The sequence below is a fragment of the Streptomyces sp. NPDC028928 genome, from assembly GCF_055564915.1.
In genome coordinates, this window is sequence record NZ_JBVHVI010000002.1 from 704,593 (window position 1) to 718,512 (window position 13,920).

Sequence of the window (13,920 nt, forward strand, 5' to 3'; positions counted from 1 at the left end):
GTTACGAGCGCTATCCGATATATCGAACGGTGGGGGCAAGGTATGGGACAACCTGGCCTGAATCGCAGGCAACTCCTCGGCGCTGCGGGCGGGTTGGCGGTAGCCGCGAGCTTCGGCTTCGCGGCCCTCGGCAGCGGAGCCGACGCACTCGCCTCCAGCGCCGGCACCCGGGTCCGCTACTGGAACCTCTTCAGCGGCGGCGACGGCGCCAACATGATCGCGATGCTGAACGCCTTCCGTGCGGCGCACCCGGACATCGCGGTGAAGGACTCGACCCTCCAGTGGGGCAACCCCTTCTACACCAAGCTCGCCATGGCGGCGGCCGGCAACCGCGCACCGGAACTCGGCGTCATGCACATGGGCCGGGTCACCGGCTTCTCGCCGGGCCGCTTCCTGGACGCCTGGGACGTCGACCTGCTCGCCGAGTACGGAGTGCGCGAGCAGGACTTCAACCCCAGGCTGTGGCAGCGCGGCCTCATCGACGGCAAGCTCTACGCCCTCCCGCTCGACGTCCACGTCCAGCTCTGCTTCTACCGCAAGGACGTGCTGAAGAAGGCGGGCCTGCTCGGCGCCGACGACCGGATCGTCCCGATCACGTCGACCGACGACTGGTTCGGGGTGCTGAAGGAGGCCAGGAAGGCCACCAGGAAGGGCCTGCAGACCATCGGCTTCTGGCACAACGACCAGAACTTCCAGTGGTGGTTCTTCGTCGCCTTCTACACCCAGCTCGGCGGCACCTGGTTCGACGACGCCCGCACCGAGGTCACCTTCGACACCGACAAGGCCACCCAGGTCCTGGAGTTCCTGCGCCGGCACATCACCGACGGGTACGCCGACCCCGGCTACGGCGGCGGCGCCGGCGCCGAGCAGTTCGTCAACGGCTCCCCCTTCTGCTGGGAGGGCAACTGGTCGGTGCCCGTCTTCGCCGGTGCCGAGGTCGACTACGGCGCCATCCCGCTGCCGCCCGTCTTCGGCAAGCAGGCCACGCACGCCGAGTCGCACACCTTCGTCCTGCCGCACCAGTCCGACCGTGGCGGCGCCACCAACGAGGCGGCCCACCAACTCGCCGCCTACGTGGTCACGCACGCCCGGCAGTGGGCGGCGGGCGGCCACATCCCCGCATACACGCCCACCCTGTCCACGCCCGCCTACCAGAAGCTGTACCCGCAGAACGAGTACGTGTCGGCCATGGACCACCAGGCCAACGAGCCGAAGGTGTGGTTCGCGGGCTCCACCGGCATCCTCGCCCAGCGCGTCGGCCCGATCGTCGTCTCCTCCACGATGGGCTCCGCGGGGCCCGACGCGGCGGCCCGCCGGATGAAGAGCGAGCTGAGCACGCTGCTCGCGATGAAGAACCCCATGGACGGCAAGACCGCCGCGCAGGGAGGTACGGCCGCATGACCACCGCCGAGACCGTCTTCGCACCCGCACGGACCACGTCAGCCGCCGCCGGCGTCGCCGTCCGCCGCAAGCAGGGCTTCCAGCACGGCGGCTGGTTCGTCGCCCCGTTCCTCGCCCTGTTCGCGCTCTTCGTGATCTGGCCGCTGCTGCGCGGCATCTACCTGAGCTTCACCGACGCCAACATCTCCGGCCAGGGCGAGAGTTTCATCGGCCTCGACAACTACCGCGAGGCCCTCGAGGACCCGCTGATGTGGGACGCCCTCGGCCACAGCGCGTACTTCACGCTCCTGGTCGTGCCCTGCATCACGGTCCTCGCCTTCCTCCTCGCGATGCTCGCCCACCACATCGAGCGCGGCAAGTGGCTCTGGCGCCTCTGCTTCTTCGCCCCGTTCCTCCTGCCCTCCACCGTCGCCGGCAACCTGTGGCAGTGGCTGTTCAACCCCGGCACGGGAATGATCAACCACGTCCTCGGCATCGACACGCCGTGGCTGACCGACAAGTCGTACGCGATGCTCGCGGTGGTCATCTGCACCCTCTGGTGGACGGTCGGTTTCAGCTTCCTGCTCTACCTCGCCGCGCTCCAGTCCATCCCCGACCACCTCTACGAGGCCGCCAAGCTGGACGGCGCGAACGCCTGGCACCGCATGGTCCACATCACCCTGCCGATGCTGCGCAACATCACCGGCCTGGTCATCGCCCTGCAGATCCTCGCCTCCCTCCAGGTCTTCGACCAGGCGGTGGTCATGATGGACTTCGGCCCCGGCCCGGAGAACGCGACCCGCACCTTCGTCCAGTACACCCTCGAAGAGGGCTTCACCAGCTACCGCGTGGGCTACGCCTCCGCGATCTCCGTCATCTTCTTCGTGATCATCGCGGCCGTCGCCCTCGCCCGGATGTGGCTGCTGCGCAACCGTGAGGAGGCAGCCCGATGAGCATGACCACCCAGCCCCGCAAGGCATGGACCCCCAGCCAGATCGTCCTCACCCTGCTCGGCACGGCCGTCTCCGTCGTCTTCCTCGCCCCGCTCGCCTGGGGCCTGTTCACCTCCCTCAAGTCGGAGACCGAGGCCGTCGAGGTGCCGCCGCACTGGCTGCCGAAGCACTGGACGGGCCAGGCCTGGAAGGCCCTCCTCGACACCGGCAACCTCACGAACTGGTTCGTGAACTCCCTGGTCGTCTCGGTCTGCGTGACCTCCGTCGTCCTGCTGGTGAGCGCCCTGGCCGGATACGGCTTCGCCCGCACCGAGTTCCGCGGGAAGGGTGTCCTGATGGGCGTCGTCATGGCGGGCCTGATGATCTCCCCGGCGGTCCTCGGCGTGCCCCTGTTCACCACGGTCCAGCAGATGGGCATGGTCGACACCTACTGGGGCATGATCCTGCCCCAGTGCGCGCCGGCCGCGATGGTGTACATCCTCTACAAGTTCTTCCAGGGCATCCCGCGCGAACTGGAGGAGGCCGCCTTCATCGACGGCGCGGGCCGCTGGCGGGTCTTCTTCACCATCGTCGTCCCGCTCGCCCGCCCCTCCCTCGCCGCGGTCGGCATCTTCACCTTCATCGCCTCGTGGAACAACTTCCTGTGGCCCTACATGGTGACCAACAACCCCGACCTGATGACCATGCCGAACGGCATCGCGACCGTCATGAACTCCTACGGCATCCAGTGGGCCCAGCTGATGGCCGGCGGCCTCATGGCGGGCCTGCCGCTGATCATCGTCTTCGTCTTCTTCCAGCGCCAGATCGTGGCGGGTGTCGCCCACACCGGCCTGGCCGGCCAGTAACAGGAGACCGTCCCCTTGAAGCCCAGACTCGCCGCCGTACTGGCGGCAGCCGCCCTGGCCCTCCTCCCCGCCACGGCCTCGGCCGAGCCGGCGTACCCCGACCCGCTGCCCCTCACCGGCCGGCAGATCATCCACGACCCCACCGTCCACCAGCTGAAGAACGGCCGGTACGTCGCCTACTCCACCGGCGGCATCCTCGGCGCCCGCCTCTCCACCGACCTCCACCACTGGTCGGACGCGGGCAACGCCTTCTCCACCCCGCCGAGCTGGTGGTACGACTACAACTCCACCGCCGACCCCTGGGCCCCCGACCTCAGCTACCGCGACGGCCGCTACTGGCTCTACTACGCCGTCTCCTCCTGGGGCACCAACCACTCCGCGATCGGCGTCGCCACCTCCCCCTCCGGCCTGCCCGGCACCTGGACCGACCACGGCAAGGCGTTCAGCTCGGAGAAGACGGACACCTGGAACGCCATCGACCCGGCGCTGATCCGCGCCGACGGCAGACTGTGGCTGGCCTTCGGCTCCTACTGGACCGGCATCCGCATGGTCGAACTGAACCCCGACACCGGCAAGGCGATCCCCGGAGCCACGGTCCACCACCTGGCCACCCGCCCCGACGCCCCCTACGCGGTCGAGGGCCCGTCGATCCTCCACCACGGCGGCTACTACTACCTCTTCGCCTCCTACGACACCTGCTGCGCCGGAGTGAACTCCACCTACAAGATCCGCGTGGGCCGCTCCACATCGGTGACCGGCCCGTACGTCGACAGCGAGGGCCGCTCGATGCTCGACGGCGGCGGCGACCTCCTCCTGGCAGGCCACGGCCGCTACGTGGGCCCCGGCGGAGAGTCGACGTTCCGCGCCCACGGCAAGACGTGGCTGGCGTACCACTACTACGACGCGGACGACGACGGCACCCCGAAGCTGGGCCTCAACGAGCTTCGCTGGCGTGCGGGTCGGCCTGTTCTCAAGTGACACGGAAGGAATCCATGAGCAAGCGCACTGCCCGGTTCACGCTCGACCCCGCATTCACCGTCGGCGAAGTCAACCCCCGTATGTTCGGCTCCTTCGTGGAACACCTGGGGCGCTGCGTCTACACCGGCATCTACGAACCGGACCACCCCACGGCCGACGCCGAAGGCCTCCGCACGGACGTACTCGACCTGGTCCGCGAACTCGGCGTCACCGCCATCCGCTACCCCGGCGGCAACTTCGTCTCCGGGTACAAGTGGGAGGACTCCGTCGGCCCGGTGGAAGACCGCCCCCGCCGGCTCGATCTCGCCTGGCACTCCACCGAGACCAACCGCTTCGGCCTGTCCGAGTACATCGCGTTCCTCAAGAAGGTCGGCCCCCAGGCGGAACCCATGATGGCGGTGAACCTCGGGACGAGAGGCGTGGCCGAGGCGCTCGAACTCCAGGAGTACGCCAACCACCCCGCCGGCACCGCCCTCTCCGACCTCCGTGCCGCCCACGGCGACAAGGACCCCTTCGGCATCAGGCTCTGGTGCCTCGGCAACGAGATGGACGGCCCCTGGCAGACCGGCCACAAGACGGCCGCCGAGTACGGCCGTGTCGCCGCCGAGACGGCACGGGCCATGCGCCAGCAGGACCCCGCCGTGGAGCTGGTCGCCTGCGGCTCCTCCAGCCAGGCCATGCCCACCTTCGCCGAGTGGGAGGCGACCGTCCTCGAGGAGACGTACGACCTGGTCGACTACATCTCGCTGCACGCCTACTACGAGCCCGTCGACGGTGACGTGGACTCCTTCCTCGCCTCGGCCGTCGACATGGAGTCCTTCATCGAGAACGTGGTCGCGACCGCCGACCACGTGGGCGCGAGGCTGAAGTCGAAGAAGAAGATCAACCTCTCCTTCGACGAGTGGAACGTCTGGTACCTCTCGAAGTGGGAGGAGTACGCGAAGACCATCGACCGGTCCGACTGGCCGGAGGCCCCCCGTCTGCTGGAGGACAACTACAGCGTCACGGACGCGGTCGTCTTCGGCTCGCTCCTCATCGCCCTGCTGCGGCACGCCGACCGCGTCACCGTCGCCTGCCTCGCCCAGCTCGTCAACGTGATCGCCCCGATCATGACCGAGCCGGGCGGCCCGGCCTGGCGGCAGACGACCTACTTCCCGTTCGCGCAGGCCTCGAAGCACGGCCGGGGCCAGGTGCTGGACGTGCGCGTGGACTCGCCGACGTACGAGACGAAGAAGTACGGCGAGACGGACCTGCTGCACGCCACCGCCGTCCGCGCGGACGACGGCACGGTCACCGTGTTCGCGGTCAACCGCAGCCGCACCGACCCCCTGCCCCTGGAGGTCGCGCTGAACGGGCTGGAGCTGACGTCCGTCACCGAGCACAGCGCGCTCGCGGACGCCGACCCCGACGCCCGCAACACCCTGACCGACCCCGACCGTGTCACCCCGCACCCGGTCGAGGGCACCGCTCTGACGGACGGCACCCTCACCGCCGTACTGGAGCCGCTGTCCTGGAACGTGATCAGGCTGGCGTGATCAGACCGGCTCGACCGGCACGCCGCCCGTCGCCCTGCCGAGCAGCGTCAGGCTCACCTCGCCCGGCCCCGACAGCGTGGTGAACTCCGAGAGGACCGCCAGCGCCAGGGTGTTGGTGCCCCGCGTGCGCAGGATGCCGTTCGGCAGGACGAAGGTGTGCTGCGGGCCGACGTTGTTGATGTACTGGCCCAGGTTCCAGCCGTTGAGGAAGATCTGGGCGCGGTAGGCGCGGTACGGGTCGTCGTCCAGGGTCAGGCCGATCGACGCGTCGATGCCGGCCGGCACCGACAGCCGGAACGCGGTCCGGTACCAGGTCACGCCCTGGTACCGCTCCGCGCGCGGGAAGGTCACCCGCTCCCAGTCCCGGTCCCGGAAGCCGGGCAGGTGCCAGCCCTCCCGCTCGCCGTACAGGCCGCCGTTGTTCATCGGCCCGCGCACGGGGTCGGGAGCGCCCGCGCCCTGGATGCGCCAGCGCACCTTCGGCTCGGCACCCTTGAAGGTGACCGCCGTCAGGCCCCGCGCCGCCTTGTGCGTGTCGAGCGCCTTGCCGTCCTGGTCGTGCTGCATGCGCCGGACCAGGACCGACAGCACATGCCGGCCGGGGGAGCGCAGCCGCTCGCGCACCGGGAAGACCGCCGTCTCCGCCCAGCTGCCCTTGCGGATGGTCACGGTCTTGTCCGGCACGGGCATCCGGTGGGTGCCCAGCGGCTCGCCGTCCAGCCAGGCCATCAGCAGGCCCTGCGTGCCGGTGCTGTAGGCCAGCGAGACCTCCTCCACACCGCTCGTGTCGGAGAGGGTACCCCGGTACCAGACGTCGCCGTAGTGGAAGCCGTAGTCGTCGGCGAAGAGGACCGGCTGTCCGTCCGGGACGGCCGTGGTGCTGTACGACGTCGTCTTGTCGGCGAGCTGCCACGACGAGTCGTCGAAGCTCGGGCCCGCCTCCGGGTTCTCCGTGCGCATCCGCCAGCCGCCCAGCTCGGGCAGCCGCACCTCGGGTGTGTCCGGCAGCATCCCGGTGGTCATCAGGCTGCCGGAGAGGGTGACCCGGGTGGGCAGCTTCCGCCCGTTCCACACCAGGGTGTCGATCCCGCGCGGGCCCCACACCTCCAGGCTGGTCCGCTCGGTGATGTCACCGGTCAGACGGACCTCCGAGCCGTGCAGCTCCGCGTGCCGCAGCAGCGCGGGGCCGTAGACGAGGAGGGTCCCGGACGGGGTGTCGTACGGGAAGAGGCGGACGGCGGTGGCGTCGTCGGCGAAGAGCAGCAGCAGCGGGGTGTCGGTCTCGCCCTTCTGCACCAGCACCCGGGTCAGCCCGCCCTGCCCGAGGGGGGCGTTCACATGCAGCTCGTTCTGGTCGTAGGCCCAGCCGGCCTCCGGGTCCAGGCGCTGCACGAACGGCTCCTCGGGGCACTTCAGCACCAGCTCGGCCATCTCGCCGCGCCGGCCCGCGAACACGGCGATGTCCTGCCGGCCCGCCGTCAGGCACGTCATCGGCGCGGCGGTGGAGTACTTCAGGGTCCGCCGGCCCAGCGGCAGCCCGGTGGTGAGCAGCTTGGCGTCCTTGCCGGGCACGGTGACCGGCAGGCGGCCGACGTCGGTGGGCAGGTCGGTGGTGACCGGGTCGGTGCCGTCGTTGCGGGCGATGTACACATGGCTGCCGGTGTCCGGGTTGGTCAGGTGGTAGACCTTCAGCCCCTCCGCCGTCACGTCCGCCGCCCGGTCCAGCTTGGCGAAGTCGGGCACGCGCTGGAGCAGATGCCCGAGCTGGTGCATCGGCGCCATCTTGTCGGTGACGTTCCGCGCCTCGTCGATGGCGGCGCCGTAGTCGTACGACGTGTAGACGACCGGTGCCGGCAGCCAGCCCCACGAGGTCCCGCCGAACGTCATGTACACGTTGTGCAGGGTGAGCCCGTTGGCGAGGTTGGTCAGATAGAACCGGCGCTCGTACGCGGCGTCCCGGGTGCGTCGCGACTCGGCGTACCCCTTGCCGTCGAACCAGGCCCCGCCCCACGGGTCGAACCAGCCGCCCCCGAACTCGGGCACGAACCCGGGCGTGGACGGCGAGGCGGTGGCCCCGCCCTTCGGTCCGCCCGGGCCGTAGTGACCCCAGTCCGGCGGGGTCTGGGACGGCGACGGATACCCGTCGAACCCGTACAGCCAGCCGCCCCTCTCCCCGCCGGTGTCGAAGGACCCGGGGACCCAGTACCCGTTCCGCCCCTTGTCGTTGTGGAACAACGGGACATCGATCCCGTCATTCCGCACCTTCCGGTACAGATGGGACATGTAGTTCCGCCCGGCGGCTTCTTCCACATGGGCGTCGTACTCGTTCTCGATCTGGTACAGCAGGACCGTGCCGGTGCCCTGTGTGAACAGATGCCGGCGGACGATCCGGTTGACCTCGGTCAGCCACTCGTCCACGTACGACAGATAGACCGGATCGTCGGTCCGGGCCGTGCCCTTGGTGGTGGTCAGCCACCCGGGGAAGCCGCCCCCGTCGACCTCTGCGTTGATGTACGGCCCGGGTCGCAGGATGACGTACAGCCCGGTCTCGGCGGCCGTCCGCAGGAACAGGTCGAGGTCCCGGACGCCGCTGAAGTCGTACCGGCCCGGCGCGGGGGAGTGGTAGTTCCAGGCCACGTAGATGCTGACGGCGTTGAACCCGTGCGCCCGCATCTTCTGCAGCACGTCCCGCCACAGGGAGGGACTGGGCAGCCGGAACGGATGCATCTCGCCCGACCACACCACCAGCCGCCGCCCGTCCACGAGCAGCGAGTAGCGGTCGTACCCGATGGTGTGCCGCCGGCCGTCGGCGCTCGGCGGGACCGGTGCCGGACCGGTCGGCGCGCTGCCGCCCGCGTACGCCGAGGGCGCCCCGGGGCCGCCGCTGCCGCCCAGGGCGAGCCCGAGCGCGGCGGAACCGGCCAGGGCACTGAAGGTACGTCTGCTGAGCGCCAAGGTGGATCCTCCCGGGCGATCTTACGGGGGCGCGGTCCGGCCATTCTCCACACGGGCACGCCCCACAATGGACCCATGAGGATCTCGGCGCGGGCGGATTACGCGGTACGGGCGGTACTGGAGCTGGCCGTACGGCAGGGTAACGGCCCGGTGAAGGCAGAGGAAATCGCCGCCGTCCAGGCCATCCCGCACAAGTTCCTGGAAGGGATCCTCGGCGACCTGCGACGGGCCGGGATCGTCGAGAGCCGGCGCGGCGGAGGCGGCGGCTACCGCCTGGCCCGGGACGCGGCCTCGGTCACCGTGGCCGACGTCATCCGGGGCGTCGACGGCCCGATCGTCTCGGTACGCGGCGAACGCCCGACGGACGTGACCTACACCGGCGCGGCCCAGCCCCTCCTCCCCCTCTGGATCGCCCTGCGCGCAGGTGTCCGCCGCATCCTGGAGGGCGTCACCCTCGCCGACCTCGCGGCGGACGCCCTGCCCGAACCGGTCCGCGCCCTGGCCGCGGAACCGGCGGCCTGGGAGAACCCGTAGCGGACCGCCGCTCGGCCGGCCGGGGGACGGGGAGGTTCCCCCGCGTGGCCTCGGTCGTTAGTGAGGTCATGATCAAGAAGCTCACCTGCGTCACCGTCCTGGCCGCCGCCCTCCTGGCCGCCGCCCCCACCGCCGAGGCCGCCCAGCGCCCCGCCCCGCCCACCACCGTCCCCGGCGGCGCCCTGCTGAACGGCCTCCTCGGCTCCCTCGAAGTGGGCCACCCGGTCACGTCCCTGCGCACCCTGCTCCCCGGAGGGCTCCAGGGCGAGTAGGGGCGCGCCCTCGAGGCCGTGAAAAGCCCGGTGTGAATGGCCGGAGTTCACTCTCCCACCCCTGGGCGGGGCTACCTACGCTACCCACGCCTCCACCCCGGCTTCACAGGTGGAACATGTGTCCTTCACCTTTGAACCGCCGCGGGCGGGGGCGGTACCCCCCACTCGACAACCGGGAGAAACGATGGCTGGTGGACTCCTCATGGGCGGCGCAGTGGCCGCCCTGCTCACCACCGCACTAGCGCCCGCCCAGGACTCGTCCCCCTTCGACGACCCGCCCCCGGACAAGATCGTCATAGACGTCGCCACGGTGAACGGTTCCGGCTGTCCCGCCGGTACGGCCGCCGTGGCGGTGTCACCGGACAACACGGCGTTCACGGTCACGTACAGCGCCTACCTGGCCCAGGTCGGCGGCAACTCCGACCCCACGGCCTTCCGCAAGAACTGCCAGCTCAACCTGGTGGTCCACGTCCCGCAGGGCTTCACGTACGCGATAGCCAGCGCCGACTACCGGGGCTTCGCCTCGCTCCAGCGGGGCGCCACCGGCACGCAGAAGGCGTCGTACTACTTCCAGGGCTCGTCCCAGACCGTGCCCAGGTCCCACCCCTTCAGCGGCCCCTACAACGACGACTGGCAGGCCACCGACTCCACCGACTGGGCCCAACTGGTCTGGGCCCCCTGCGGAGTCCTCCGGAACTTCAACATCAACACCGAACTCCGCGTCAGCGCGGGCACCGCGACCCCCGACAAGGTCAGCTTCATGACGATGGACTCGACGGACGGGGACATCAGCACGGTCTACCACCTGGCCTGGAAGGAGTGCCGCCCGACCTCCTGAACGGAGTCGGCAAGCGGCCGTGCTGCCGCGATTCCCGGGGAGAGCCGCCTGGCCGGCCCGGCGCGCCGGCCAGGACGACCAGGCGGTGGGTGCCGGGGTGGATCGTCGTCAGCCTCGCCACCCCGCCGGCGTCGGTGAGGGCGCCGCCGCTTGGTGCGTCATGTGGGTTCGTGTGAGAACCGTTGACGCGCGAACCATTCGACTCTACCGTCCCGTTCGATTCAGCGACTCGAGTTCGAAATGTCGAACAGGAGATCCCGCGTGAAGCGCGCCCGCACCGCACTCCTCACCCTCCCCGCCGCCCTCCTGCTCGCCCTCGTGCCGAGCAGTGCCTCCGCGTACCCCAACCCCGGCACGGTCACCGGAAGCGTCGTCGTCCACGACCCGACGATGATCCGCACCTCCGCCGGCCGCTACCTGCTCTACGCCACCGGCGGCGGCCTGGCCTACAAGACCTCCACCGACCGCACCGCCTTCACGGCCGGCGCCGACGCCTTCACCGCCAAGCCGGGGTGGTGGTCGTCGTACGCCACCGAGGCCTGGGCGCCGGACATCTCGTACCACGGCGGCAAGTACCTGATGTACTACGCCGTCTCCAAGTTCGGGGAGAACACCTCGGCCATCGGCCTGGCCGGCTCCACCACCGGACTGCCCGGCTCCTGGACCGACTACGGCATCGTCTACACCTCCACCTCCAGCAGCGACTACAACGCCATCGACCCCAACCTCTTCGTGGACGACGACGGCAAGTGGTGGCTGTCCTTCGGCAGTTGGTGGACCGGCATCAAGATGATCCGCATCGATCCGTCGACCGGGAAGCAGTACGCCGGCGACACCAGGCGGTACTCGCTCGCCTCCCGCCCGACCGGCAGCAAGGCGGTCGAGGCGCCGTACATCGTCAAACGGGGCGGCTACTACTACCTCTTCGCCTCCTACGACGTCTGCTGCCAGGGCACCAGCTCGACGTACAAGGTGAAGGTCGGCCGGGCGACCTCGGTCACCGGGCCCTACTACGACAAGAACGGGGTCGCCCTGACGAACAACGGCGGGACACCGGTGCTGGAGTCCCACGGCCGTGTCATCGGGCCCGGCGGGCAGTCCATCATGAACGACGCCGACGGCGACCTGATCGTCTACCACTACTACGACGGCAACGACGGCGGCACCCCGAAACTCGGCATCAACCTGCTGAACTGGTCGACGGGCTGGCCGGTGGCCTACTGAGCGGGAGTGAGATCTCGCCGATATCGGGGCGAACCTACCAAGCGCGCCGGGGAAGCGGGCGGACCGGCCGGCCCGCTGCGCCGAACGGGTGCATCCTTCATCCCAACGGCCGTGCCTCGGCCGCTCAGGGCGCCCCCGCCGCCGTCGCGCCGCCAGGATGGCGGGTGACCGACGCCATGGCGTGGGCGGACGGCGAGCATCGGGAGACGGACGACCTGTGAGCATCCTCAACGAACCCCAGGACGGGGCGACGGCAGCCGAGGACTCGTACGAGAACGAGCTGCCGCTCCGGCGCAAACAGCCCGGCAATGTCGTGGTGAAGTGGCTGACCACCACCGACCACAAGACGATCGGCACGCTGTATCTGACGACGTCGTTCGCGTTCTTCCTGGTCGGCGGCGTGATGGCGCTGATCATCCGGGCCGAGCTGGCCCGTCCCGGCCTGCAGCTGGTCTCGAACGAGCAGTACAACCAGATGTTCACGATGCACGGCACCGTGATGCTGCTGATGTTCGCCACCCCGCTGTTCGCCGGGTTCACGAACTGGATCATGCCGCTCCAGATCGGCGCCCCGGATGTCGCCTTCCCCCGGCTGAACATGTTCGCCTACTGGCTGTACCTGTTCGGATCGCTCATCGCCGTCGGCGGCTTCCTCACCCCGCAGGGCGCGGCCGACTTCGGCTGGTTCGCGTACACCCCCCTGTCGGACGCGATCCGCACCCCCGGACTCGGCGGCAACCTGTGGATCCTGGGCCTGGCGTTCTCCGGCTTCGGCACCATCCTCGGCGCCGTCAACTTCATCACCACGATCATCTGCATGCGCGCCCCCGGCCTGACCATGTTCCGCATGCCGATCTTCACCTGGAACGTGCTGCTGACCGGTGTGCTGGTCCTGCTGGCCTTCCCGGTCCTGGCCGCCGCCCTGTTCGCCCTCGCGGCGGACCGTATCTTCGGCGCCCACGTGTACGACCCGGCCAACGGCGGATCCCTGCTGTGGCAGCACCTCTTCTGGTTCTTCGGCCATCCGGAGGTGTACATCATCGCCCTGCCGTTCTTCGGCATCGTCACCGAGATCATCCCGGTGTTCGCCCGCAAGCCGATCTTCGGCTACATGGGTCTCGTGGCCGCGACCATCGCGATCGCCGGTCTCTCCGTCACGGTGTGGGCCCACCACATGTACGTCACCGGCGGTGTGCTGCTGCCGTTCTTCGCCTTCATGACCTTCCTGATCGCGGTCCCGACCGGGGTGAAGTTCTTCAACTGGATCGGCACGATGTGGAAGGGCTCCCTGAGTTTCGAGACGCCGATGCTGTGGGCCGCCGGCTTCCTCGTGACGTTCCTCTTCGGCGGACTCACCGGCGTCATCCTGGCCTCGCCGCCCATGGACTTCCACGTCTCCGACACGTACTTCGTGGTGGCCCACTTCCACTACGTGGTCTTCGGCACGGTCGTCTTCGCGATGTTCGCCGGATTCCACTTCTGGTGGCCCAAGTGGACCGGCAAGATGCTGGACGAACGCCTCGGCAAGATGACCTTCTGGACGCTGTTCATCGGCTTCCACACCACCTTCCTCGTCCAGCACTGGCTGGGCGCCGAGGGCATGCCCCGCCGGTACGCCGACTACCTCGCGGCCGACGGCTTCACCGCGCTGAACACGGTGTCGACCGTCGGTTCCTTCCTGCTCGGCCTGTCGATGCTGCCGTTCCTCTACAACGTGTGGAAGACGGCCAAGTACGGCACCCCGGTCGGCGTGGACGACCCGTGGGGCTACGGCCGCTCGCTGGAGTGGGCGACCTCCTGCCCGCCGCCCCGGCACAACTTCCTCACCCTGCCCCGGATCCGCAGCGAGTCCCCGGCGTTCGACCTGCACCACCCGGACATCGCCCTGCGGGAGCAGGAGGCCTACGCCCTCCCGGGCACGAGCGACCGGGGACACGGGTGAGCGGTCTGCCCAAGCAGGGGGCCGGCGCCGGCGGCGACCTCGGCAACGAGGTGGAGGGCTATCTGCTGTGGCAGGCCCGGATCGCCGAGGCGGAGCGACGGGCCCGGGAGTTCACCGGCCCCCTGGACTGGCTGACGACGGCCCAGCGCGAGCAGATCGAGCAGCACTACGTCGCCGACAGCCTGCAGCGGGCCCGGGCCGACCTCGAACGCATCGCCGCCCGCTGCGTGTCGCTGCGCGCCGAGTACGAGCAGCGCTACCAGCAGCTGCGCCGACGCTGCCTAGGCGTCGCCCTGGCGGTGTGCGCCGGCCTCACCACCGCCCTGGCCACCCTGCTGCTGGTCCTGTGACGGCGGGGGGGGGGGGGGGGGGGGGGGGGGGGGGGGGGGGGGGGGGGGGGGGGGGGGGGGGGGGGGGGGGGGGGGGGGTGGGGTGGGGGAGGGGGGCTGGTGTAGTGCAGGTGG

Annotated in this window: 12 protein-coding genes; 11 read left to right on the forward strand and 1 reads right to left on the reverse strand. The window is 69.9% G+C overall.

Annotated elements, in window-relative coordinates:
• Window positions 1–42 precede the first annotated feature (42 nt).
• From ACZ4U1_RS08985 to arfA, 5 genes are read left to right on the forward strand one after another with little or no spacing between them, the layout of a single operon-like run.
• Entirely contained in the window at window positions 43–1,401 is a 1,359-nt protein-coding gene (locus ACZ4U1_RS08985; RefSeq protein ID WP_467901415.1) for an extracellular solute-binding protein, read from the forward strand.
• On the forward strand, window positions 1,398–2,333 hold the full coding sequence (locus tag ACZ4U1_RS08990; protein WP_467901416.1) for a carbohydrate ABC transporter permease: 936 nt from the start codon (window positions 1,398–1,400) through the stop codon (window positions 2,331–2,333). The genes ACZ4U1_RS08985 and ACZ4U1_RS08990 overlap by 4 nt, the downstream gene beginning before the upstream one ends.
• Window positions 2,334–2,335: 2 nt before the next feature.
• Window positions 2,336–3,178 carry a carbohydrate ABC transporter permease gene (locus ACZ4U1_RS08995; RefSeq protein WP_467901480.1) on the forward strand — a complete coding sequence of 281 codons (843 nt, stop codon included), beginning with the start codon at window positions 2,336–2,338 and terminating at the stop codon, window positions 3,176–3,178.
• Between the two features lie 15 nt (window positions 3,179–3,193).
• Window positions 3,194–4,156 (forward strand): arabinan endo-1,5-alpha-L-arabinosidase, encoded by a 963-nt coding sequence (locus tag ACZ4U1_RS09000; RefSeq protein WP_467901418.1) that lies wholly within the window; start codon window positions 3,194–3,196, stop codon window positions 4,154–4,156.
• Between the two features lie 14 nt (window positions 4,157–4,170).
• Complete coding sequence (gene arfA, locus ACZ4U1_RS09005) at window positions 4,171–5,691, forward strand: arabinosylfuranosidase ArfA (protein WP_467901420.1); 1,521 nt, start codon at window positions 4,171–4,173, stop codon at window positions 5,689–5,691.
• Here the strand turns inward: arfA and ACZ4U1_RS09010 are convergent, their stop codons facing one another.
• Window positions 5,692–8,646 (reverse strand): glycoside hydrolase family 35 protein, encoded by a 2,955-nt coding sequence (locus ACZ4U1_RS09010; protein WP_467901422.1) that lies wholly within the window; start codon window positions 8,644–8,646, stop codon window positions 5,692–5,694.
• Between the two features lie 75 nt (window positions 8,647–8,721).
• On the opposite strand from ACZ4U1_RS09010, the gene ACZ4U1_RS09015 reads away from it, so the two are divergent.
• The 6 genes from ACZ4U1_RS09015 to ACZ4U1_RS09040 all read left to right on the forward strand — a co-directional run bounded on the left by ACZ4U1_RS09015 (window position 8,722) and on the right by ACZ4U1_RS09040 (window position 13,806).
• Entirely contained in the window at window positions 8,722–9,180 is a 459-nt protein-coding gene (locus ACZ4U1_RS09015) for an RrF2 family transcriptional regulator (RefSeq protein ID WP_467901424.1), read from the forward strand.
• 44 nt (window positions 9,181–9,224) lie between these two features.
• The gene (locus tag ACZ4U1_RS09020) at window positions 9,225–9,452 is read left to right on the forward strand and encodes a hypothetical protein (protein WP_467901426.1); all 228 of its coding nucleotides are present in this window, start codon (window positions 9,225–9,227) and stop codon (window positions 9,450–9,452) included.
• Window positions 9,453–9,636: 184 nt separating this feature from the next.
• Window positions 9,637–10,290 (forward strand): DUF4360 domain-containing protein, encoded by a 654-nt coding sequence (locus ACZ4U1_RS09025; RefSeq protein WP_467901428.1) that lies wholly within the window; start codon window positions 9,637–9,639, stop codon window positions 10,288–10,290.
• A 240-nt stretch (window positions 10,291–10,530) separates the two neighbouring features.
• Window positions 10,531–11,514: an arabinan endo-1,5-alpha-L-arabinosidase gene (locus ACZ4U1_RS09030; protein ID WP_467901429.1), complete on the forward strand. Its 984-nt coding sequence runs from the start codon at window positions 10,531–10,533 to the stop codon at window positions 11,512–11,514.
• A 217-nt stretch (window positions 11,515–11,731) separates the two neighbouring features.
• Window positions 11,732–13,456, forward strand: coding sequence for an aa3-type cytochrome oxidase subunit I (ctaD, locus tag ACZ4U1_RS09035; RefSeq protein WP_467901431.1), 1,725 nt, complete (start codon window positions 11,732–11,734; stop codon window positions 13,454–13,456).
• Window positions 13,453–13,806, forward strand: a complete 354-nt coding sequence (locus ACZ4U1_RS09040) for a cytochrome C oxidase subunit I (protein WP_467901433.1) — start codon at window positions 13,453–13,455, stop codon at window positions 13,804–13,806. The genes ctaD and ACZ4U1_RS09040 overlap by 4 nt, the downstream gene beginning before the upstream one ends.
• The last annotated feature ends 114 nt before the right edge of the window (window positions 13,807–13,920 follow it).